This is a genomic window from Streptomyces sp. NPDC059564 (assembly GCF_042735575.1).
Lineage (GTDB): Bacteria > Actinomycetota > Actinomycetes > Streptomycetales > Streptomycetaceae > Streptomyces.
This window is the reverse complement of sequence record NZ_JBHWBP010000119.1, coordinates 1-20,978: the sequence shown is the minus strand read 5'-3', so window position 1 is coordinate 20,978 and position 20,978 is coordinate 1. Positions and strand designations below refer to the sequence as shown.

The window sequence follows — 20,978 nt, the reverse complement described above, 5'->3', positions numbered from 1 at the left end:
GTGAGGGCGGCGTCCGAGAAGTGCGTGGACCAGCTCCAGCCGCCCAGCGAGATCATCGCCTTGAGACCGGGCCCTCGACGGTCTGCGCGACGGCCTCGGCCTTGCCCTCGCCGGTGGCCAGCAGGACCAGGTGGCGGGCGTCGAGGATGGTGCCGATGCCCTGGGTGATGACGTGGTGGGGCACCTGGTCTATGTCGTTGTCGAAGAAGCGCGCGTTGTCGACGCGGGTCTGCTGCGTCAGCGTCTTGATGCGGGTGCGGGAGGCCAGCGAGGAGCAGGGCTCGTTGAAGCCGATGTGGCCGTCCGTGCCGATGCCCAGCAGCTGGAGGTCCACCCCGCCGGCGTCGGCGAGCGCCTGGTCGTAGGCCGCGCAGGCGGCCTGGACGTCGGCGGCGGAACCGTCGGGGCCCATGAAGGAGGCCTCGGTCAGCCCGAGGGGCTCGACGACCTCGCGGAGCACGACGGCACGGTAGGACTCGGGGTGTCCGGCCGGCAGGCCCACGTACTCGTCGAGCTGGCAGATCCGGGCCTTCGCGGCGTCGACCTCGCCGGCCTCGACCTTCGCGGCGAGGGCTTCGTAGATGGGCAGCGGGGTAGAGCCGGTCGCCACGCCGAGCAGGGCGTCGGGCTTGCGGCGGACCAGGGCGGCCATGGCCTCCGCGATGAGCTCGCCGCCTGCCTTGGCGTCCGGGACGATGACAACTTCCACGCGGGGCCTGCCGATCTGAGAGGTGTGTGGACACTTGTGGTATAGACCAATCTAGCAGAGCGCGCCCACCGATGGCGGGCCCGCGCCCCACCCAATGTCCATGGTGGTCCCCTTCCCCGCCCACCGCCCGGCCGGCTGCGGAGCCGGACGTGCGGGGCGGCCGCGCCGGGGTGATTCTGGATCCGGAGGTGGAGCCCATGCCCGGCCTGGAACGCCCCGGCGGCATCATGGCCGCCGAGATCGGGCAGCAGCCCGAGGCGTGGCGCCGGCTCCCGGCGGACCTGCGGCCCGTCCTCGACCGGCTGCGCGGCCGCGGCGCCGACCTGTGCGCGATCGGCTCCAAGGCCCAGGTCGACGCCGCCACCACCGGCTTCGCCCTGCCCGGCGACGGCGTGGCCGAGGAGCTCCGCCCGCTGCTGGAGATCCTCCCGCTCCAGCTCCTCGCCTACGAGGCCGCCGTCGCCCGGGGCCAGGACCCCGACGCCCCCCGCGCCCTGGCCAAGGTGACGGAGACCCGCTAGACGCCGGCGGGCTGCAGCGCCAGCTGGAGCCCGCCCGTGGCGTCGAGGTGCTGGCCCGTCACCCAGCGGGAGTCCTCCGAGGCCAGGAAGGCCACCACGTCGGCCACCTCCGGCGCCGTGCCCACCCGGCCGAACACCGACCGCGAGGCGGCGTGCGCGCGGGCGGCCGGGTCGGCGAGCCAGGCGGCGTTGAGGTCGGTCTCGATGATGCCCGGGCCCACCGAGTTCACGGTGATCCCGCGCGGGGCGAGGGCGGCGGCCAGGGACACGGTCAGCGCGTTCACCGCGCCCTTGGCCATGATCGTGGCCAGGATGGCCGGCAGCGCGAGGGCGGGGGTGCCGGTCACGTTGACGATCCGGCCGCCGTCGTTCAGCCGCTCCAGCCCGTACTTGATCACGAAGAACGGCGCCTGCGCGTTGAGCGCCTGGACCCGCTGGAAGGTCTCCTCGTCCGTCTCCTCGATCCCCGCGAAGGTCGCCGCCCCCGCGTTGTTCACCAGGACGTCCACCCGCTCCGTGGCCAGCGGATGGGCCCCGTACGCCGCCCAGAGCGCCTGCGCGTCCCCCGGCACCCCCAGCTCCGCGCCGATGGTGAAGGCCCGCCCCCCGGCCGCCTCGATCGCCGCGACCGTCTCCTTCGCGGCCTCCTCCCGGTGCCCGTAGTGGACCGCGACCAGCGCGCCGTCCCGGGCCAGCCGCTCGGCCACCGCCCGTCCGATGCCCCGGCTGCCGCCCGTGACCAGTGCCGTTTTCCCCTTGAGCACGCCCATGACGCGCCCCCCTTCAGCGTTCGCTAGTGGTCGCTACAGAAAGGACCGTAGCAGATTCCCTAACGGCCGCTATAGAATCTGGCCCATGGTGACCGGACAGCGTGGCAGGCCCCGTTCCTTCGACCGGGACGCCGCCCTGGACAAGGCCCTGCTCACCTTCTGGGAGCACGGCTACGAGGCGACGTCCATAGCCGACCTGACCCGGACCCTGGGCATCGGCGCGCCCAGCCTCTACGCCGCCTTCGGCGACAAGCGCAAGCTCTTCGACGAGGTCGTGGTCGTCTACGGCGGCCGGTACGCGGACTTCGCGGCCGTCGCGCTCGCCGAGGAGCCCACCGCCCGCGCCGCCGTCGGCCGGATCCTGCGCGAGGCCGCCGAGATCTACACCGACCCGGCCCATCCGCCGGGCTGCATGGTGATCAGCGCGGCGGTCAACACCACCTCGCAGGAGGTGGCCGACGCCCTGCGCGAGCGGCGCGACGCCAACCTGGCGATGTTCGAGAGCCGCATCCGGGCCGACGTCGCCACGGGGGACCTGCCCGCCGGCACCGACGCGCGGGCGCTGGCCCGCTATGCCGGGGCGGTGCTCCAGGGGATGTCGCAGCAGTCGCGCGACGGGGCGGGACGGGAAGAGCTGGAAGCGGTCGCGGAGCTGGCGATGCGCGCCTGGCCCGCGTAGGGGCGGCTCCGGAATTCCGCGGCATTCGTTTCGGCGGGGAATTCGATCAGCGAATTCCACCCACGCCTTCCGCCCGCGCCGCACGTTTTTCCTCTGGGCCACGGTGCTGGACGGGACCCTCAGCCCGCCCGGCACCGTAGCCCGGAGTACTTACGGCCGGCGGGTGTGCGGTTCCCGGCGGCCGGTTGGGAGGTCCCTCGCGCGGTCAGGGCAGAGCGCGCGGTTACCTCGATCCGTCCTCCTGTGCGGGGAGGGCGGAAGCTTGATGCAATTGTGGACTAGACCAATCTGTTCTGTCCATCCAATGACGGGGCCCGCAATCCCGTCACTTCCTCCAACAGTACGCGGACTGGGCCCCTCCTGGGTACTCCTGAGTATTCGCCGTGGGAAAAGTCATCCCCGTACCCGGGGTACGCTCGCCACGTGCCCTCCATGAACGACCTCGTACGCCAGCACACCGCTCTCAGTGAAACCGACCTGGAGTGGCTCCACCTGCTGGTCTCGGAGTGGCAGCTGCTCTCCGACCTCTCCTTCGCCGACCTCGTGCTCTGGGTGCCCACCCTCGACGGCACCCGGTACGTCTCGGTCGCGCAGATGCGCCCGAACACCGGCCCCACCTCGTACCAGGACGACATGGTCGGCCACCTGGTGCCGCGCGGCCGCCGCCCGCTCCTCGACGCCGCCCTCGACGAGGGCCGGATCGTGCGCGAGGGCGACCCGGAGTGGCGCGAGGAGGTGCCGGTCCGCGTCGAGTCGATCCCCGTCCGCCGCGAGGGCCGGGTACTGGGAGTGATCGCCCGCAACACCAACCTGCTCACCGTGCGTACACCGAGCCGGCTGGAGCTGACCTACCTCCAGTCCGCCTCCGACCTCGCCCAGATGATCGCCGCGGGCTCCTTCCCCTTCCCCGGCCAGCAGGTCGACATGGACGCCTCCCCGCGCGCCGGGGACGGCCTGATGCGCCTCGACGCGGACGGCGTGGTGACGTACGCGTCCCCCAACGCGCTCTCCGCCTACCACCGCCTCGGCCTCGCCTCCGACCTGGTCGGCCAGCACCTGGGCACCACCACCTCCGAACTCGCCCCCACCCGGGGCCCGGTGGACGAGGCGATCGTCAAACTGGCCAGCGGCTGGGCCCCCCGGGAGACCGAAGTCGAGGGCAACGGCGGGGTCATCCAGCTGCGCGCCATCCCGCTCAAGCCCAAGGGCACCCGGATCGGCTCCCTCGTCCTGTGCCGCGATGTCACCGAACTGCGCCGTCGCGAACGTGAACTGATCACCAAGGACGCGACCATCCGGGAGATCCACCACCGGGTGAAGAACAACCTCCAGACGGTGGCGGCGCTCTTGCGCCTCCAGGCCCGGCGGATGGATTCGGAGAACGGCCGCGAGGCGCTGAACGAGGCGGTGCGCCGCGTCGGTTCGATCGCGATCGTGCACGAGACCCTGTCCCAGAACCTCGACGAGCGGGTGGAGTTCGACGAGATCGCCGACCGGGTGATCGCGATGGTCGCCGAGATCTCGCCCGGCAAGGTGAGCTGCCGGCGCACCGGCCGCTTCGGGATCCTGGACGCGGAGGTCGCCACTCCGCTGTCGATGGTGCTGACCGAGGTCCTGCAGAACGCCCTGGAGCACGCCTTCACGCAGGGGGAGGGCGGCACCGTCGAGGTGTCCGCGACCCGCTCCGGCACCGGCCGCGCCGACGCCCGGCTGCTGATCACGGTGCTCGACGACGGCTGCGGTCTGCCCGAGGGCTTCGACCCCCAGCGGGCCGGCAACCTCGGGCTGCAGATCGTACGGACCCTCGTGGAGGGCGAGCTCGGCGGCACCTTCGACATGGTCCGGGCCGAGCCGCGCGGCACCCGGGTCGTCCTCGACATACCGGCGAGCCCGCAGAAGTAGCCCCGGACGCAGCCCGCGGTCCCGTCACGTAACGTGACGGGAACAGCACTGAGCCCCGGACCGAAGGGTTCTCGGTCCGGGGCTCAAGAGCACGTTGCTGAGCGCTGAATGGGTACTACGCGCTGCGGCTCGAGGCTCGAAAGTCGATGTCAGGCGGTGGCGTTGCGCGCCCGATTGCGAGCGGCGCGGCGCTTCATCGCGCGGCGCTCGTCCTCGCTGAGACCGCCCCAGACGCCGGAGTCCTGACCGGACTCGAGCGCCCACTGCAGGCACTGCTCCATGACGGGGCAGCGGCGGCAGACGGCCTTGGCTTCCTCGATCTGCAGCAGCGCAGGACCGGTGTTGCCGATGGGGAAGAAGAGTTCCGGGTCTTCCTCGCGGCAAACGGCGTTGTGACGCCAGTCCATGGCTGCTCCATCTCCTTGTATTGCGGGCAGGTTGCTTGTGAATGTGAACGCTTTCACGAATCCCCCCGTGAGGGAAGGGCCGACCGCCAGTTGCCTGGTGGGTCCGAAGATTCGTGGAGGGGTTCTGGCGGTCTGTGTGGGTGCCGGGTTCTGCGGGCTGTCCCGATCGCCATGTAGAGATTCGCAAACCTCGGACGGGGATACAACCCCTTCCGGAAAGTTTTTTTGGATTCGTCGGTGTCGACTAGGTCACAGCCCTAGTTCCTGGGGGTGGACCGGCGTGTAAACGTTCGAGTGAAAGGACTTTGGGCCCTTCCACTCACACAATCACACGCAGTGCACGGCGTACGCCTGTGAACCGAACGCTGGTGCGCAGTCCCAGGTGGTCCCCGTCCATCTGGAAGGGGAGGGGAACCTTCGAATGCAAGGTGAAGTCGGTCAGATCGTGCAGAGACACCGCATGCTTGCCGTGCGGACCGCGCTCAGGAGTCGAGGTCAGGAGCTGTGTGGCGTAGCGAGCGACCGCCGGAGTTGACAAACGGTCGAGTGCCAATACGTCAAGCGCAGTATCGAACGACGCCTCCGGAGAGGCGTAAAGCGGACGATTGCCCAGGTACGTCCAGGGCGAGGTGTTGCAGACTATCGACAGCACCAGATCCGTCACCGGATCCGCGCCGGGCTGCTCCAGAGTGATCGTCCCGTGCCGGCGGTTCGGCTCGTCCCAGAACTGCCGCATGAGCTGTCGTACGTACAGGGCGTGCGTCGAACGCTTGCCGCGTTCGCGCTGCTGCTCGACCCGCCCCACCACGCCCGCGTCGAAGCCGAAGCCCGCGCAGAACGTGAACCAGCGCGCCGGCACCGACTCGTCCTCGGTCCCCGGGCTCCCGGCGGCCAGACCCAGGCCCACCGTCCGCTCGCGCTGCTCCCGCAGCGCGTCCAGCAGGGCGCCGGTCGCCTCCACCGCGTCGTTCGGCAGTCCGAGCGCGCGGGCGAACACGTTCGTCGAACCGCCCGGGACCACCGCGAGCCGCGGTAGCCGCTCGGGATCGGGCCCCTCGTGCAGCAGCCCGTTGACGACCTCGTTCACGGTGCCGTCGCCGCCCAGCGCCACCACGAGGTCCACCCCCTCGTGCGCGGCCCTGCGGCCCAGGTCGCGGGCGTGCCCCCGGTACTCGGTGGTCACCGCCTCCAGCTTCATCTCGCTGGCCAGCGCATGGGTCAGGACGTCACGCGTGCGCGCACTGGTGGTGGTCGCTGCTGGGTTGGCCACGAGAAGTGCACGCATGAGCGCCAGACTACCCACCCCGTCCTGGACGACCCCTACCGACCGTACCGACAGCCCACCACGGGGCCCGACTACCCTGCTGGGGTGAGCAAAAAGCCGACCCCCCGCACCCCCGCCGCCGCCGACACGACCGCGGGCGCGGAGCCCGCAGCGCCGCTGCCCGGCCGGCTGACCGCCGCCGCGGCGCTCACCGCCCTGGAGGGCCTGGCCCTGGCCGGGCTCGGCGTCTACATGCTGTTCGTCGGCATCGCCGGACACCCCGACTCCCCGGAGCAGGCCGAGACCGGGGGCATCACCCTGCTCGGGCTCGCCGCGCTCCCGCTGGTCGCGGCGCGCGGACTGCGCCTGGGCCGTCGCTGGAGCCGCGGCCCGGCGCTGATCACCCAGCTGATGGCGATGCCGGTCGCGTGGACCCTGTGGAGCACGGGCGGCGCCGTGCGGATCGCCGCCGTCGCCCTGGCCGCGGCCGCGGTGGCCGTCGCGGCACTGCTGGTGAACCCGACGGCGACCGAGGCACTCGGCATCGGGCCCGGAGACGGAGACCGGGCCCGATAGTCCGGCGTCCTACTCCTCCACGAGGAGCTTCTCGCGGAGCTGGGCCAGGGTGCGGGCCAGCAGCCGGGAGACGTGCATCTGGGAGATGCCGACCTCCTGCGCGATCTGCGACTGGGTCATGTTGCCGAAGAAGCGCAGCAGCAGGATCCGCTTCTCCCGGGGCGGCAGCCCCTCCAGCAGCGGCTTGAGGGACTCGCGGTACTCGACGCCCTCCAGCGCCTCGTCCTCCGAGCCCAGCGTGTCCGCGACCGCCGGCGACTCGTCGTCGGTGTCCGGAACGTCCAGGGAGAGCGTGCTGTAGGCATTGGCCGATTCCAGCCCCTCCAGCACCTCCTCCTCGGAGATCCCCAGCCGCTCCGCCAGCTCGTGCACCGTGGGGGAGCGACCGTGCTGCTGCGACAGTTCCGCCGTGGCCGTGGTCAGCGAGAGCCGCAGCTCCTGGAGACGCCGGGGCACCCGGACCGCCCAGCCCTTGTCACGGAAGTGCCGTTTGATCTCGCCGACCACGGTGGGCGTGGCGTACGTCGAGAACTCGACCCCGCGGTCCGGGTCGAACCGGTCCACCGACTTGATCAGGCCGATGGTGGCGACCTGGGTCAGGTCGTCCAGCGGCTCACCCCGGTTGCGGAACCGCCGCGCCAGGTGTTCGACCAGCGGCAGGTGCATCCGTACGAGCCGGTTGCGCAGCTCCGCGCGCTGCGGCGAGCCCTCGGGCAGCTCGCGCAGCTCGAAGAACAGGGCCCGCGCGCCGCTGCGGTCGCGCGGATCCGGCAGTGCGGCCGGGGCCGTGGCAGCGGCCGCCGGTGGCTGTGATGGTTGTGGTTCCTCGTGCTGGTTCTCGCTCATAGGGCCCGCCCGTCGCTCCGCCGAGTCCAAAAAGCCGTCTTCCGCATCCGCGTCAGCCGGGTGCGGCCGGGCGTGCTGCTGCTCCGGGATGCCGCCGTCGACCTCGTGCCGTACCCGGGGCCGATCCCCGCCCCGCACCGGGATCTCCCCGCCGCTCACGCCGGGCCTGGCCCCGCGCCGCGCTGTTTGTAGAGGCTGATGCTCACTGTCTTGTTCTCCTCGACCGTGGCCTCGACCTTGCCGGCCAGCGCCGACAGGACCGTCCACGCGAACGTGTCACGCTCCGGCGCGCGCCCGTCGGTGGTCGGTGCCGAGACGGTCACCTCCAGCGAATCGTCGATCAGCCGGAAGACGCAGCTGAGGACGGAGCCGGGCACGGCCTGCTGGAGCAGGATCGCGCAGGCCTCGTCGACGGCGATGCGGAGGTCCTCGATTTCGTCGAGGGTGAAGTCCAAACGTGCCGCGAGACCGGCCGTGGCCGTTCGCAGCACCGACAGGTAGGCACCCGCAGCCGGCAGCCGGACTTCCACGAAGTCCTGGGTCCCGGGCTCGCCTGCGATCTGGGACACCCTCACCTCCAAGGTGGTACGAGCTCTGTTCGCCGGTGACGCTATCGCGATCCGGGCGATCGTGTCGCGGCACCCCTCATGGCGCCCGCTTTGGAGCGCCCAGGCCGGCCCTGCCTCTGGTCCAGTGACTGATGGTAAGCACATGGGTACGCACAGTGGCTAGGGGTCTGCGGGCCCAATTCGGGGGAACCGGCGGAGGGTTGACCTACCCCGCTTCAGACGATCGAACCGTCGACAAAACACCACCGCCAGCTCTCGCCCGGTTCGAAGCTCCGCATCACCGGATGGCCGGTGTCCTTGTGGTGCGCGGTGGCGTGCCGGTACGGGGAGGAGTCGCAGCAGGCCACGTGTCCGCACTGGAGGCACATCCGCAACTGCACGGGATGGCTCCCGAGCGCTTCACATTCCGGGCAGGTCGGCGCAAGCGGGACAGGCTCGGGGCGCGGCAGTTCGGCAACATGGGTGCACTCGCTCATCGCAGTCTCCTTGTGCGGAATCCCCGGCCTTCAGTCTCGGGGCGAATCGCGTCCACGGCTTGGAGGTGAGAAGCAGCGGAGTGTCGTTGCGTCACGCTTTCACCGGAGGTTGTTCCCCACACATTACGTCCTTACCGTGCGAGCCGTGCCGACCTCCTCCGCGGCAGGCGCTGAGGCATATCCAGGCCGCGTTCGCCGGACTTCACCTGCGGGCGGACCGTAATCACCGGTTGGCGCGTGCCATCTCCGAGGGCGGTCGCCGGGACCATGCCCCTGGGCGGGGCGTCCGGGAGTGGACGTGTGGGAGCTGCGGGGCGTTTCATGATCGGGACGTGAACGCAGCGGAGGATCTTCTGGCCGCCGGGCCGGCGGTGTCTGCCCGCGGAGCGGGCGTAGGACCTCGACGGGAGTCTTCCCGGACGCGGCGGGCCGTGATGAACCAGGAATCGCCGTCCACGAGGGCGGGGCTCTCCTCTCGTCAGAGAGGTGAGGAAGCCAAGATGGCCAGCGTACGGGTGGCCGACGATTGAGGATGGATCTGGCATGGAGGTATTGCCGCTGGTGGCGCTGGTGGCGGGGAGTGCCGCCGTGGCCGGGCTGGCTCGGCGGACGCCGGTGCCCGCGCCGCTGCTGCTGGTCGCCGCCGGGCTGATCGCGGCGTACGTGCCGGGCGTGCCCCCGTACACGCTCGACCCGCACATCGTGCTGCCGCTGCTGCTCCCGCCGCTGCTGCACACGGCCGCGGTGGACAGTTCGTACCTGGACCTGCGGGCCAACGCGCGGCCGATCGCGCTGCTGTCGGTGGGGTACGTCCTCTTCGCGACGCTGGCCGTCGGGTGGGTGGCGTACATGGTGGTGCCGGGGCTGACGCCGCCGGTGGCGCTGGTGCTGGGCGCGGTGATCGCCCCGCCGGACGCGGTCGCGGCGACGGCCATCGCCCGCAAGCTGGGGCTGCCGAACCGGATCACGACGATCCTGCAGGGCGAGTCCCTGGTGAACGACGCCACCGCCATCACCGCCTACAAGGTGGCCCTCGCCGCCGCGGTCGGGGTCGGCGCGGGCTGGGCGGGCGGGATCGCGGAGTTCCTGCTGGCCTCGGTGGGCGGGGTCGGGGTGGGCCTGCTGCTGATGGTGCCGATCCACCAGCTGCGCAAGCGGCTGAAGGAACCGCTGCTCCAGAACACCCTGTCGCTGCTGATCCCCTTCGTGGCGTACGCGGCGGCCGAACGGGTGCACGCGTCGGGCGTGCTGGCGGTGGTGGTGGTGGCCCTGTACCTGGGGCACCGCAACTGGCAGGTCGACTTCGCGACCCGGCTCCAGGAGGAGGCGGTGTGGAGGGTGGTCGCCTTCGTGCTGGAGTCGCTGGTCTTCGCGCTGATCGGGCTCCAGCTGCCGGTGGTCCTGAAGGGGCTGGGCGAGTACGAGGGCGCGGCCGCGGCCGGGTACGCGCTGGTGGTGTTCCTCGCCGTGGTGGTGGCGCGGTACCTGTGGGTGTTCCCGGCGACGTTCGTGCCGCGGTGGGTGTCGGAGCGGATCCGGCTGCGGGAGCCGGACACCGACTGGAAGGCGCCGGTGATCGTGGGGTGGGCCGGGATGCGGGGGGTGGTGTCGCTGGCGGTCGCCTTCTCGATCCCGATGAGCGTGCCGCACCGGAACCTGATCCTGTTCCTCACCTTCACGACGGTCATCGGGACCCTGGTGGTGCAGGGCCTGACCCTGCCGCCGCTGATCCGGCTGCTGAAGCTGCCGGCGAAGGACCAGCAGGCACAGACCCTCGCGGAGGCGCAGGCGCAGAGCGAGGCCTCGCGGGCGGCGGAGGAGCGGCTGGCGGAGCTGCTGGAGTCCCCGGCGAACAGCACGCTGCCGCCGCCGCTGGTGGACCGGCTGCGGTCGGTCCTGGAGCGGCGGCGCAACGCGGTGTGGGAGCGGCTGGGGGAGGTCAACCCGCTGACGGGGGAGTCGGCGGACGACGTCTACCGGCGGCTCGCGCGGGAGATGATCGCGGCCGAGCGGGAGGTCTTCGTGTCCCTGCGGGACCGGCGGCGCATCGACGACGAGATGCTGCGGGGGTTGCTGCGCAGGCTGGACCTGGAGGAGGCGGCGGCGTACCGCGAGGAGACGTAGCCGGGCCGGGCCGGCGCGGGGGCTCCGCGCCACTCTTGACGACAGGGTTTAGGGGCGGCCCGTGATGACCGCCGTGAGGGTGGTGTCCCGGGGGAAGGTTTCCGACCGGGTCAGGGCGGTGAGGGCCCAGAGGAGCTTCGCCACGTAGACGCGCTCCACCGGGAGGCCGTGGCGGGACTCGAAGTCGGCGGCGAAGGCGTCCAGGGCCGCCGGGACGCGGGCGTAGCCGCCGTGGTCGAAGCCCTCGGCCAGGGTCCAGTCGCCGGCCGGGCCGCCGAAGGCCCGGGACTGGAGGGAACGTATCTCCGGCTCCAGGAAGCCCCCTGCCAGGACCGGCACCCCGAGGGCCCGCTGGCCGGGGTCCAGGCCCGCCGCCAGTCCGGCGAGGGTGCCGCCCGTGCCGCAGGCCACCGCCACCACGTCGCAGCGGCCGCGCAGCTCGCGGCCCAGCTCGGCGCAGCCCTCCAGCGCGAGGGCGTTGCTGCCGCCCTCGGGGATCACGTACGCGCCGCCCGCCGCGGCGGACTCCAGCAGCCGGGCCAGGGTCTCGGGCTCGGTCTTGCGGCGGTAGTCGGCGCGGGTCGCGAAGTGCAGCCGCATGCCGTCCGCCGCGCAGCGGGCGAGGGAGTCGTTGAGGGGCCGCCCGGCGAGCTCGTCGCCGCGGACGATGCCGACCGTGCGCAGCCCGAGCAGCCGGCCGGCCGCGGCGGTGGCCCGCAGGTGGTTGGAGTAGGCCCCGCCGAAGGTGACGAGCCGGTCGTGGCCCCCGGCCAGGGCCGCCCGGAGGTTGGGCGCGAGCTTGCGCCACTTGTTGCCGGGCAGCTCCGGGTGCACGAGGTCGTCCCGCTTGAGGAGCAGTCGTACCCCGGCCGCCGCGAACCGCTCGTCATGCACTTCTCGCAGCGGGGAGGGCGGGCGCGGCCGCAGTGCGGCGGCGGGGTTCGCGGGGCGGTTCACCCGCCCATTGTGCGCCGGTCGGGTCCGTGACGCGGCGCGACGCAGGCCCCTCCGGCCACGAGAGGCCCTTCACGTGGCGCCGCGCATCACCGTTGATGGGCCGTCATGTTCGTTGCCGGTAGGGCGGATTCGTGGTGGGCGGTAGTGACGCCATTCCGTTCGGCGTGGTCGGGCTGTTGGTCATCGTCCTGGCCTGTTTCATCCCGACCGCTGTCGCATTCGGCCGAGGGGTGCCCAACAAGGGCTCCGTCATGGTGATCAACGTGTTCTTGGGGTGGACCGTGGTGGGCTGGGTGGTCGCGCTCGCCATGGCCGCGCGCAGCCGGTGGCGGCGCCCCGGCGTCGTCCCCGGCGCCGCGCCGGGGACGACGGTCCGGAGCCGCCGTCCGGGGCCGGTCATTTCAGGCGTTCGGCGACGCGGGCCCGCATCGAGTCCATCGTGAAGCCCTTGGGGTCGATCTTCCCGGGCTGCCATTCGAGGTGCCCGATGACCGAGGGCGAGCCCCAGCCGTGGACGCGGCAGACGGCGGCCGCCGCGCGGGCGATGGCGTCGAGCTGGACGGCCGGCCAGGGGTCCTCGCCGTCGCCGAGGTTCTCGCACTCGAAGCCGTAGAAGTGGCGGTTGCCGTCGGTGTCGGCGTGGTGGTCCGGGGGGAGCCGCTTCTCGGCGACCACGGCCGCCAGGACGTCGGAGTCGCCCGCCCCGGCGTGGTTGGCGCGGCCGTAGCCGACCAGGTGGACGTGGCCGTCCTTGGTGATGACGCCGTGGCAGAGCGGGCCGGGCAGGGCGGAGTCCCCGTCGCGGCACAGCGCCACCGTGTAGGCGGCGCCGCTGGTGACGGTGTGGTGGATCATCACCCCGTTCACCGGCCCCCAGGGGCCCTTGTGGTTGCGGTTGTGGGTGCGCCAGCTGCCGACCTCGACGACGGTGAGGCCCTCGGCGCGCAGGGCGGCGAGGAATCGGTCCGCGGACATGGGTGCGGACATGGCCGCCTCCTTCTGGGCGGTGCGCGACGGACACCCTGTGTGTTCGTCTCGTCACCTACCGGTGTAGTGGAGGCGGCTGTTCCGCGGCTAGGGCGTTCGTACGGTGTGCGAGCCGATCCGGACAGCGGGCGTCAGGCCGGGGCGAGCCAGAGGTCCGGGCCGAAGACCTCGTAGTGGACGTCTGCGGCGGGGACGCCCTTGGCGATCAGCTGGGCGCGCACCGACCGCATGAAGGGGAGGGGCCCGCACAGGTACGCCTGGGTTCCGGGGGCGACCGGTACGGAGTCCAGGTCGAGGAGTCCGGTGGCGTCGCCCGGCTCGGCGCCGGCCTCGTACCAGAAGCGGGCCGACGCGTCGGGGAGCTTGTGCGTCAGGGACCGGTGGTCGGAGCGCAGCGCGTGGTCGGCGGGGCTGCGGTCGGCGTGCAGGACGGTGACGGGGGCGGCGTGCCCGGTGTCGGCCAGGTGCTCCAGCATCGACAGCATCGGGGTGCAGCCGATCCCGGCCGAGGCGAGCAGCACCGGCGCGGCGGAGTCCCGCAGGACGAGGTCGCCGTACGGGGCCGAGACGCGCAGGGTGTCGCCGGTGCGGACGGTGGTGTGCAGGTGGTGGGAGACCTCGCCGTCGGGGCCGCCGGCGGCCGGGCCGTGGACCCGCTTGACGGTGATCGAGCGGACCGGGGAGCCGGGGGCGCTGGAGAGGCTGTACTGGCGGATCTGGCGGGCCCCGTCGGGGAGCGCGACCTGGACGGAGACGTACTGGCCGGGCTTGAAGGAGGGGGCGGGAGCGCCGTCGGCGGGGGTGAGGTGGAAGGTGGTGCAGTCCGCCGTCTCCTCGACGCGGGCGGCCACGGTCCACTCCCGCCAGACGTCGCCGGCGGTGACGCGCCGCTCGGCGTAGAGGCGTTCCTCGATGCTGATCAGGGCGTTCGCCATCAGCCAGTAGACCTCGTCCCAGGCCTCGGCGACCTCGGGGGTGACGGCGTCGCCGAGCACCTCGGCGATGGCCTCGAAGAGGTGCCGGTGGACGACCGGGTACTGCTCGCGGGTGACGCCGAGGGAGGCGTGCTTGTGGGCGATGCGGCCGAGCATCACGTCGGGGCGGGTGTCCGGGTGCGCCACGAGGTGGGTCGCGAAGGCCGCGATCGAACCGGCGAGGGCCTGCTTCTGGAGCCCGGCGTTCTGGTTGCCCCGGTTGAACAGGTCCCGGATCAGGGCCGGGTGGGCCGCGAAGAGCTTCTCGTAGAAGAGTCCGGCGATGTCGCCGATGGCGGCCCCGACGGCGGGCAGGGTGGCGCGGACGGTCGCGGTCGACTTCTCGGACAGCATGCGGAACTCCTCGTCAATTGGTATCTGAGATTCATATTTACGGCCACCGGAAGGCTTCGCCGCAATGCGGACATCTGTTCGGAACGGGTCTCGGGGTCAGCCCAGGCGGGTCCGGCGGCGCATCTAATCGGCCATCCGGCCCTTGGATCCGGGACTTTCGGCCGGGCTCCCGGATCCGCCCGAGATGCCGAGCAGCAGCGGTCCCGTCGGGGCTGCGACCAGGTCGTTCACCGTGAGCGGGTCCAGCGCGCCGAAGAATGCTTCCTGCGCCCGCCGCAGCGCCCCGCGCAGTACGCACGCCCCGCGCAGCGGGCACGGAACGGTGCCGTCGCAGTCCACGACGTCGCCGGCGCCCTCCAGCTCGCGCACCAGACCACCGACCGAGGCGGCACGCCCGGCACCGGTCAGCGCGAGCCCCCCGCCGCGGCCGCGCCGCGCCTCGACCAGCCCGAGGTGTTGCAGGCGGGCGACCACTTTGGCGGTGTGGGTGTACGGAACCTCCATGGTCGCCGCGACCTCGCGGGTGGTGGGGAGGTCCGCGTCCTCGACGGCCAGGCGCATCAGGACGCGCAGCGCCAGGTCGGTGAATCGGGTCAGCCGCATGAGGGCAGCGTAGGAAACTTGCATCCGAGATACAAGTTATGGATCAGGGGGGCGCGTGAGGTGGCTGAAATGGGAGGGACGAGAGGGGGGTTCTGTGAAGACGTTGAACCACGGAGGATGCCCAGACCCGAACGGAGTAGTCCCACCCTTTTGTGTAATGGTCCCACCACGTTGCGTACTGGAAGTGTTCGGTCCCGCAGATCCATGGAGTGATCGAAAGGGAAAGACATGTCGGTCCAGGCAGGTTCCGAATCCGAAGCCCAGACACCGCAGCGCAGTCTCGGCACATCGGCCGCGCGGAACTTGGCAACCACGACCAAGTCCGCGCCGCAGATGCAGGAGATCACCTCGCGGTGGCTCCTCAAGATGCTCCCGTGGGTCTCGGTGCAGGGCGGCACCTACCGCGTCAACCGCCGGCTGAGCTACTCCGTCGGCAACGGCATCGTGGAATTCATCAAGACCGGTACCCAGGTCCAGGTCATCCCCGCCGAACTCGGCGAACTCCCGCTGCTGCGCGACTACGACGACGAAGAGGTGCTCACCGAACTCGCCGCCCGCTGCCGCCAGATCGACTTCGAGGCCGGTCAGGAGCTCACCTCCTTCGGCAGCCCCTCCGACCAGGTCTTCCTGCTCGCCCACGGCCGCATCGACCAGGTCGGCCCCGGCCCCTACGGCGAGGACGCAGTCCTGCGCACCGTCGCCGACGGCGCCTACTTCGGCGAGGGCGCCCTCACCGACGAGGAGGCGATCTGGGAGTACACGGCCCGCGCCGCCACCGCCGGTACCGCGCTCGTCCTGACCCGGCAGGACTTCCAGCTCCTCGCCGACCGCGTCGACTCGCTGCGCGCCCACCTGGACCAGATGCGGTCCATGCCCGCCCAGCGCACCAACAAGTACGGCGAGGCCGCGATCGACCTCTCCGCCGGCCACCACGGCGAAGCCGTCCTGCCCGGCACGTTCGTCGACTACGAGGCCCGCCCGCGCGAGTACGAACTCTCCATTGCACAAACGGTCCTGCGCGTACACACCCGCGTCGCGGACCTGTACAACCAGCCGATGAACCAGACCGAGCAGCAGTTGCGGCTCACGGTCGAGGCGCTGCGCGAGCGCCAGGAGCACGAGATGCTCAACAACCGCGAGTTCGGCCTGCTCCACAACGCCGACTACGACCAGCGCATCCAGCCCCACGACGGCGCGCCCACCCCCGACGACTTCGACGCGCTCCTCGCGATGCGGCGCGGCTCCAGGCTGTTCCTCGCCCACCCCAAGGCCATCGCCGCCTTCGGCCGCGAGTGCAACAGGCGCGGCCTCTACCCCGAGTCGGTGGACATCGGCGGCCACCGCGTGCCGGCCTGGCGCGGGGTGCCGATCTTCCCGTCCAACAAGATCCCGGTCAGCGACGCCCGTACGACCTCCATCCTGTGCATGCGTACGGGCGAGGACGAGCAGGGCGTGATCGGCCTGCACCAGCCCGGCATCCCGGACGAGATCGAGCCGAGCCTGTCGGTGCGCTTCATGGGCATCAGCGAGCAGGCGATCATCTCCTACCTGGTCACCGCCTACTTCTCCGCGGCGGTGCTGGTCCCGGACGCGCTCGGCGTCCTGGAGAACGTCGAGATCGGCCGCTGGCGCTGATGACCGCCAACGCCCTCGCCGCGGGCGAGGGGCAGGAGGCGGCGGCCCTGCTGGAGCGCACAAGAGAAACGGTCAACCCGGAACTGCGCCGGACCGTCGAGAGCCTGCCCGGATCCATGCGGCGGGTGGCGATGTACCACTTCGGCTGGGAGGACGAGGACGGCAGGCCGACGGCCGGCCACGCGGGCAAGGCCATCCGGCCCGCGCTCGTCCTCGCCTCCGCGCAGGCCCTCGGCGGCCCGCGGGCCGGGGACCCCGACGCGCAGGGTGCCGTGCGGGCGGCGGTGGCGGTGGAGCTGGCGCACAACTTCACGCTGCTGCACGACGACGTCATCGACAAGGACGCCCGCCGGCGCGGCCGTCCCACCGCCTGGACCGTCTTCGGGATACCCGACGCGATCATCGCGGGCGACGCCGTGATGGCGCTCGCGCTGCGCCTGTTCGCCGAGGATCCGCACCCGGCCGCGGCGGCGGCCTCGGCCCGGCTCGCGGCCTGCGTGATCGAGCTGTGCGCCGGGCAGCAGGCGGACTGCGCCTTCGAACGGCGGCCGGACGTCTCGCTGGACGAGTGCCTGACGATGGCGACCGCCAAGACCGGGGCCCTGCTGGGCTGCGCGTGCGCCCTGGGCGCGCTCTACGCGGGGGCCGGGCCGGAGGAGGTCGAGGCCATGGACGCCTTCGGCCGGGAGGCCGGGCTGGCCTTCCAGCTGATCGACGACCTGATCGGCATCTGGGGCGACCCGGGCCACACCGGCAAACCCGCCGGCGCCGACCTGATCGCCCGCAAGAAGTCCCTGCCGGTCGTGGCCGCCCTCACCTCGGGCACCCCGGCCGGGGAGGAGCTGGCCGCCCTGTACGCGGGCCCGATGGCGGGGGACGACGTACGGGCGGCGGCCCGGGCGGTGGAGCGGGCCGGCGGGCGGGACTGGGCGCAGGCCCATGCCGCCGACCGGATGGGCCGGGCGGTGCAGGAGCTGTCCCGGGCCGTGCCCGACCTCGCGGCGGCGGGCGGCCTGCTGGCGCTGGCGGAGTTCGTCACGCGCCGTACGAGGTGAACGCGTAGGGCAGGGGGAGGGGGAGGGGGAAGCGGGGAGGCCTGTTCCGGTGCCGCGAGGTGCCGGAACGGGCCTTTCTGCGCGGGTGCCCCAACTCTAGGATCGCTCAGGGTTGTTGAGACTTGAGTGAAGGGTGTGACCTGTGGTGCTGGAGATACGTCAGGCGGATCAGTCGGACCGGGACGCGGTGGCGCGGCTGCTGGACGAGGCCTTCCGCAGCGATCCGGTGAGCAGCTGGGTCTTCCCCGATCCGGAGCACCGGGCCGCCGTGCACGGCCGCTTCCTCGGGGTCTTCGTGGACGTGGCGCTGGCCGAGGGGCGGATCGACTACGCGGTGGACGGTTCGGCGGCGGCGCTGTGGCTGCGGATCCCGGCCGGTGATCCGGAGGGCGGGGCCGCCGAGGACGAGGTGCCGGCGAGGATGCGCGCGGCGGCCGACCCCGACAACGAGCGGTGCGAGCTGGTCGGGCGGCTGACCGGGGAGGTCCACCCCACCGGCGAGGAGCACGAGTACCTGCTGATGATCGCGGTCGCGCCGGGCCGCCAGGGGGAGGGGCTGGGCGGCGAGCTGATCCGGCCGGTCCTGGAGCGCTGCGACCGGGAGGGGCTTCCGGCGTACCTGGAGGCGAGCAGCGAGCGCAGCGGCCGGCTGTACGAGCGGCTGGGCTTCGAGCACACGGGAGCGCCGGTGCGGCTGCCGGACGGGCCGCTGATGTGGCCGATGTGGCGCGAGCCGCGCGACGTGGTTGCGTAACCACTTCGCCTGAAGTACTTTACTCGACGTGCCCCGGAGCGGTGGCACTGTCTGACGGAAGAGACTCGCTTGCGCAAGCTCACGTACTTCATCGCCACCACGGTCGACGGCTTCATCGGAGCCCCGGACGGCGATGCCGATTTCATGTACGCCCACCTCGACCCCGAGTTCATCGGCCACCTGGTGGCCGAGTACCCGGAGACGATCGCGGCCCAGGGCCGGGTCCAGTTCGGCATCGAGGACGCCGCCCCGAAGCGCTTCGACACGGTCCTCATGGGCCGCGGCACCTACGAGCCGGGCCTGAAGGCGGGCATGGCCAGCCCCTACGGCCACATGCGCGAGCAGTACGTCGTCTCGCGCTCCCTCACGGTCTCGCCCGACCCGCGGGTGCGGCTGATCGACGGGGACGTGGCGGCCAGGGTCCGTGAGCTCAAGCAGCGGGACGGGCTCGACATCTGGCTCTGCGGCGGCGCGGACCTCGCGGGCCAGCTCGCCGATGAGATCGACGAGTACATCGTCAAGACCTACCCGGTCGTGGTGGGCACCGGCATGCCGATGTCCCGGGCCGGCTTCGGCGTCCGCCCCCTGGAGCTGACCGGCTGCACCGCCCTCGGCGGCGGCCAGGTCGTCACCTCGTACGCCGTCAAGCGCTGAACCCGCCGGATGCGCCGAAGCGGCCTACCGTGGAGGCATGGCAGCCAAAGAGCAGCGCGCGACGTACCAGGCGACGGTCGCCCCGCGGGCCGGGCACGAGCAGCGGACGTGCCCGGCCTGCGGGAGCGCCGTCGACACCCTCGTCACACGGCGCAAGTCCCTCGGGATCTTCGTACCGCAGTGGAGTCCGGGCTCCTGCCGGAACCCGGACTGCACGGCGTACGTCCCGCCGGGGTACTGACCCCGCCGGGTACTAGCCCTTCGTGTCCATCCCGGACGCGACGAGGCCGTTCGCCCACAGCTGGTTCACGCGCGCCCGCTCGGTGCTGTTCGGGTTGGGGTTGGTGCACGAGGTGCCCGGCCCGCCGCCCGACATCAGCTCGCTGCACGGACCCGAGTAGTGGTCCGGCAGGCCCAGCACGTGGCCCGTCTCGTGCGCCGTCACGCGGGTCGAGTCGTACTGCTGGTTCTGGGCGTAGTCGAGGAAGATGTAGCCCCGCCCGTGGCCGTCCGTGCTCGCGTACGAACCGCGGGAGTCGTTGCCCTCGTAGTAGGAGAAGTTCCCGCCGGAGGACACCTCCTGGAGCTTCACGTTGGACACCGAGCTGTTCCATATCTGCGTGGAGCGGGCGATCACGCCGCGGAAGCTGGGCGCGTTGCGGGTGTTGTACGTGACGGTCACGGCCAGCAGGCCCGGGTGGGCGGCCTGCTGCTCGGCGACCGAACGCCGCACGGCGTCGAAGAAGGCGCGGTTGGCGGCCTCGTTCTCCTGCGAACGCTCGTAGGCGGCGTAACTGGCCGGGTTGCCGGCCGGCGCCGGAGACGCGCTCGCGGTGGGGACCACGCCGCCGAGGGCGGCGGCGAGGCCGAGGCCCAGGGTCGCGGACAGAGTGATCCTGCGGGAGTGGCGCATGTGGGGGGCTCCTACTCAGCCGGTGCTGTGGGGGGGTGGATGGGTCGTCCGGTACCGGAGTCTGAGGGAGCGGCAGGCGCCGGGGGATGATGTCAGCCCCCGATAGCGCCGCCCTATCGGGAAGATTTCGACAGGGCAACTGGCGTGAGAATGGCGGGATTCGGGGGGCTATAGGCGACTGGTGCGGTCCACCGGCCCCGCCCTACCCTCGGGACATGGAGCTCGAGGTGAGGCACCTGCGCGCACTGTGCGCCATCGCGGACGCCGGCAGCCTGCACAAGGCGGCCCGGCAGCTCGGCGTGAGCCAGCCCTCGCTGACGACCCAGCTGCGCCGGATCGAACGGGCCCTGGACGGCGAGCTGTTCCTGCGCGAGCGGACCGGCTGCCGGCCGACGCCGTTCGGGCGCACGGTACTCGGCCGGGCGCGGCCGCTGCTCGCGGACATGGCCGCGCTGGTCGCCGAGGCGAGGGCGGCCGCGCAGGGGCCCCGGCTGCGGATCGGCTCGACCGCGAGCCGCGCCCTGCCCGGGTGGCTGCGGCGATTACACCGGCGGGCGCCGGAGACGGAGACCTCGCTGGTGGTGGACGTATCGGCCAACGCGCTGCTGCGGATGGCCGCCGCCGGGCAGCTGGACGTGGCGTTCGTGCACGAGGTCGAGGGCTGCCCGCTGCGGGTGCCGGACGGGCTGGAGCTGCACGTGCTGATGGAGCGCGAGCCGCAGTTCGTCTCCATGTCCCGGGACCATCCGGCCGCGCGGTCGCCGGTGGTGGAGTTACGGGACCTGGCCAAGGACCGCTGGACCGTCGACCCCTCCGTCGACGGCGAATGGGACGGCCTGCGCCGGGTGTTCGCCGGTGCGGGGCTCGACCCGCCCGTCCTGCACGCCGACTACCACACCGCCACCTCGCTGATCATCTCCGGCGAGGCGGTCGCCCCCTGCCAGCCCACCTCCGGACCCCGGGACGACATGGCCATCCGGCCGCTGTCGGGGGACCCGCTCGCCGTGCGGCTGCTGCTCGCGACCCGGCCGGGGGCGCACGCCGAGGTCTACGAGGACCTCCGCGAGGCCTACCGCGAGGCGGCGCTGCGCACGCCCCCGTACCGGGCGTGGCTGCACCACCACGCGAGCCCGCTGCTGGCGGCGTAGCCCCCACCCGCCCCTCTCGCCCCGTCACCCCACCCCCCCCCCCCGCGGGGGGGGAGCCCAGTCGTGCCGTGGTTGGCTTCCCCCAGCCCCGGTATATAGTG

22 protein-coding genes and 2 pseudogenes are annotated in these 20,978 nt (G+C 72.1%); 12 read left to right on the top strand and 12 right to left on the bottom strand.

What is annotated here, in order from left to right:
- Nucleotides 1–61 precede the first annotated feature (61 nt).
- Nucleotides 62–709: pseudogene (locus ACFV0Q_RS20875) on the bottom strand (glucosamine-6-phosphate deaminase); the annotation flags it as partial.
- A 281-nt stretch (nt 710–990) separates the two neighbouring features.
- On the opposite strand from ACFV0Q_RS20875, the pseudogene ACFV0Q_RS20870 reads away from it, so the two are divergent.
- Nucleotides 991–1,230, top strand: a pseudogene (locus ACFV0Q_RS20870) (glucosamine-6-phosphate deaminase); the annotation flags it as partial.
- Here the strand turns inward: ACFV0Q_RS20870 and ACFV0Q_RS20865 are convergent.
- Entirely contained in the window at nt 1,227–2,000 is a 774-nt protein-coding gene (locus ACFV0Q_RS20865; protein ID WP_385007432.1) for an SDR family oxidoreductase, read from the bottom strand. The pseudogene ACFV0Q_RS20870 and the gene ACFV0Q_RS20865 overlap by 4 nt on opposite strands.
- An 85-nt stretch (nt 2,001–2,085) precedes the next feature.
- On the opposite strand from ACFV0Q_RS20865, the gene ACFV0Q_RS20860 reads away from it, so the two are divergent.
- Entirely contained in the window at nt 2,086–2,679 is a 594-nt protein-coding gene (locus ACFV0Q_RS20860) for a TetR/AcrR family transcriptional regulator (RefSeq protein ID WP_385007430.1), read from the top strand.
- 432 nt (nt 2,680–3,111) lie between these two features.
- Nucleotides 3,112–4,581: a sensor histidine kinase gene (locus ACFV0Q_RS20855; protein ID WP_385007436.1), complete on the top strand. Its 1,470-nt coding sequence runs from the start codon at nt 3,112–3,114 to the stop codon at nt 4,579–4,581.
- A gap of 149 nt (nt 4,582–4,730) precedes the next feature.
- Here ACFV0Q_RS20855 and ACFV0Q_RS20850 read toward each other — a convergent pair whose 3' ends face one another.
- Both ACFV0Q_RS20850 and ACFV0Q_RS20845 read right to left on the bottom strand, forming a co-directional pair.
- Complete coding sequence (locus ACFV0Q_RS20850) at nt 4,731–4,988, bottom strand: WhiB family transcriptional regulator (RefSeq protein ID WP_004937597.1); 258 nt, start codon at nt 4,986–4,988, stop codon at nt 4,731–4,733.
- Nucleotides 4,989–5,307: 319 nt separating this feature from the next.
- Complete coding sequence (locus tag ACFV0Q_RS20845; protein ID WP_385007428.1) at nt 5,308–6,273, bottom strand: diacylglycerol/lipid kinase family protein; 966 nt, start codon at nt 6,271–6,273, stop codon at nt 5,308–5,310.
- A gap of 84 nt (nt 6,274–6,357) precedes the next feature.
- Here ACFV0Q_RS20845 and ACFV0Q_RS20840 point away from each other — a divergent pair, with 84 nt between their 5' ends.
- Nucleotides 6,358–6,828, top strand: coding sequence for a hypothetical protein (locus tag ACFV0Q_RS20840; RefSeq protein ID WP_385007426.1), 471 nt, complete (start codon nt 6,358–6,360; stop codon nt 6,826–6,828).
- Nucleotides 6,829–6,837: 9 nt separating this feature from the next.
- Here the strand turns inward: ACFV0Q_RS20840 and ACFV0Q_RS20835 are convergent, their stop codons facing one another.
- The 3 genes from ACFV0Q_RS20835 to ACFV0Q_RS20825 form a co-directional block, all read right to left on the bottom strand.
- Complete coding sequence (locus tag ACFV0Q_RS20835) at nt 6,838–7,818, bottom strand: RNA polymerase sigma factor SigF (RefSeq protein WP_385007434.1); 981 nt, start codon at nt 7,816–7,818, stop codon at nt 6,838–6,840.
- Nucleotides 7,819–7,829: 11 nt separating this feature from the next.
- Nucleotides 7,830–8,243, bottom strand: coding sequence for an anti-sigma regulatory factor (locus tag ACFV0Q_RS20830; protein ID WP_033218654.1), 414 nt, complete (start codon nt 8,241–8,243; stop codon nt 7,830–7,832).
- Between the two features lie 215 nt (nt 8,244–8,458).
- Complete coding sequence (locus ACFV0Q_RS20825) at nt 8,459–8,719, bottom strand: UBP-type zinc finger domain-containing protein (protein ID WP_385007424.1); 261 nt, start codon at nt 8,717–8,719, stop codon at nt 8,459–8,461.
- 543 nt (nt 8,720–9,262) lie between these two features.
- On the opposite strand from ACFV0Q_RS20825, the gene ACFV0Q_RS20820 reads away from it, so the two are divergent.
- A complete protein-coding gene (locus ACFV0Q_RS20820; RefSeq protein ID WP_385007422.1) occupies nt 9,263–10,843 on the top strand; it encodes a Na+/H+ antiporter in 1,581 nt (526 codons plus the stop codon).
- A gap of 48 nt (nt 10,844–10,891) precedes the next feature.
- On the opposite strand, the gene ACFV0Q_RS20815 is transcribed toward ACFV0Q_RS20820, so the two are convergent.
- Entirely contained in the window at nt 10,892–11,800 is a 909-nt protein-coding gene (locus ACFV0Q_RS20815; protein ID WP_385007421.1) for a 1-aminocyclopropane-1-carboxylate deaminase/D-cysteine desulfhydrase, read from the bottom strand.
- A 131-nt stretch (nt 11,801–11,931) separates the two neighbouring features.
- Between ACFV0Q_RS20815 and ACFV0Q_RS20810 the strand changes: the two genes are divergently transcribed.
- Nucleotides 11,932–12,243, top strand: coding sequence for a superinfection immunity protein (locus ACFV0Q_RS20810; protein ID WP_385007419.1), 312 nt, complete (start codon nt 11,932–11,934; stop codon nt 12,241–12,243).
- Here ACFV0Q_RS20810 and ACFV0Q_RS20805 read toward each other — a convergent pair.
- The 3 genes from ACFV0Q_RS20805 to ACFV0Q_RS20795 form a co-directional block, all read right to left on the bottom strand.
- Nucleotides 12,197–12,787, bottom strand: a complete 591-nt coding sequence (locus ACFV0Q_RS20805) for an N-acetylmuramoyl-L-alanine amidase (protein WP_385007417.1) — start codon at nt 12,785–12,787, stop codon at nt 12,197–12,199. The two genes, ACFV0Q_RS20810 and ACFV0Q_RS20805, sit on opposite strands and share 47 nt — an antisense overlap.
- Before the next feature lie 131 nt (nt 12,788–12,918).
- Nucleotides 12,919–14,115 carry a globin domain-containing protein gene (locus ACFV0Q_RS20800; protein ID WP_385007415.1) on the bottom strand — a complete coding sequence of 399 codons (1,197 nt, stop codon included), beginning with the start codon at nt 14,113–14,115 and terminating at the stop codon, nt 12,919–12,921.
- A 123-nt stretch (nt 14,116–14,238) separates the two neighbouring features.
- Nucleotides 14,239–14,718, bottom strand: coding sequence for an Rrf2 family transcriptional regulator (locus tag ACFV0Q_RS20795; protein ID WP_385007413.1), 480 nt, complete (start codon nt 14,716–14,718; stop codon nt 14,239–14,241).
- Between the two features lie 228 nt (nt 14,719–14,946).
- On the opposite strand from ACFV0Q_RS20795, the gene ACFV0Q_RS20790 reads away from it, so the two are divergent.
- The 5 genes from ACFV0Q_RS20790 to ACFV0Q_RS20770 all read left to right on the top strand — a co-directional run bounded on the left by ACFV0Q_RS20790 (nt 14,947) and on the right by ACFV0Q_RS20770 (nt 19,057).
- Nucleotides 14,947–16,353 carry a family 2B encapsulin nanocompartment shell protein gene (locus ACFV0Q_RS20790; protein WP_385007411.1) on the top strand — a complete coding sequence of 469 codons (1,407 nt, stop codon included), beginning with the start codon at nt 14,947–14,949 and terminating at the stop codon, nt 16,351–16,353.
- Entirely contained in the window at nt 16,353–17,408 is a 1,056-nt protein-coding gene (locus ACFV0Q_RS20785) for a family 2 encapsulin nanocompartment cargo protein polyprenyl transferase (RefSeq protein WP_385007409.1), read from the top strand. Before ACFV0Q_RS20790 ends, ACFV0Q_RS20785 begins: the two co-directional genes overlap by 1 nt.
- 142 nt (nt 17,409–17,550) lie before the next feature.
- Entirely contained in the window at nt 17,551–18,162 is a 612-nt protein-coding gene (locus tag ACFV0Q_RS20780) for a GNAT family N-acetyltransferase (RefSeq protein WP_385007407.1), read from the top strand.
- Between the two features lie 69 nt (nt 18,163–18,231).
- A complete protein-coding gene (locus ACFV0Q_RS20775; protein WP_385007405.1) occupies nt 18,232–18,816 on the top strand; it encodes a dihydrofolate reductase family protein in 585 nt (194 codons plus the stop codon).
- A gap of 37 nt (nt 18,817–18,853) precedes the next feature.
- Nucleotides 18,854–19,057, top strand: a complete 204-nt coding sequence (locus tag ACFV0Q_RS20770; protein WP_385007403.1) for a hypothetical protein — start codon at nt 18,854–18,856, stop codon at nt 19,055–19,057.
- 12 nt (nt 19,058–19,069) lie between these two features.
- Here ACFV0Q_RS20770 and snpA read toward each other — a convergent pair whose 3' ends face one another.
- Complete coding sequence (gene snpA, locus ACFV0Q_RS20765; protein ID WP_385007401.1) at nt 19,070–19,729, bottom strand: snapalysin; 660 nt, start codon at nt 19,727–19,729, stop codon at nt 19,070–19,072.
- 215 nt (nt 19,730–19,944) lie between these two features.
- Here snpA and ACFV0Q_RS20760 point away from each other — a divergent pair, with 215 nt between their 5' ends.
- Nucleotides 19,945–20,877 carry a LysR family transcriptional regulator gene (locus ACFV0Q_RS20760; protein ID WP_385007399.1) on the top strand — a complete coding sequence of 311 codons (933 nt, stop codon included), beginning with the start codon at nt 19,945–19,947 and terminating at the stop codon, nt 20,875–20,877.
- Nucleotides 20,878–20,978: the final 101 nt, after the last annotated feature.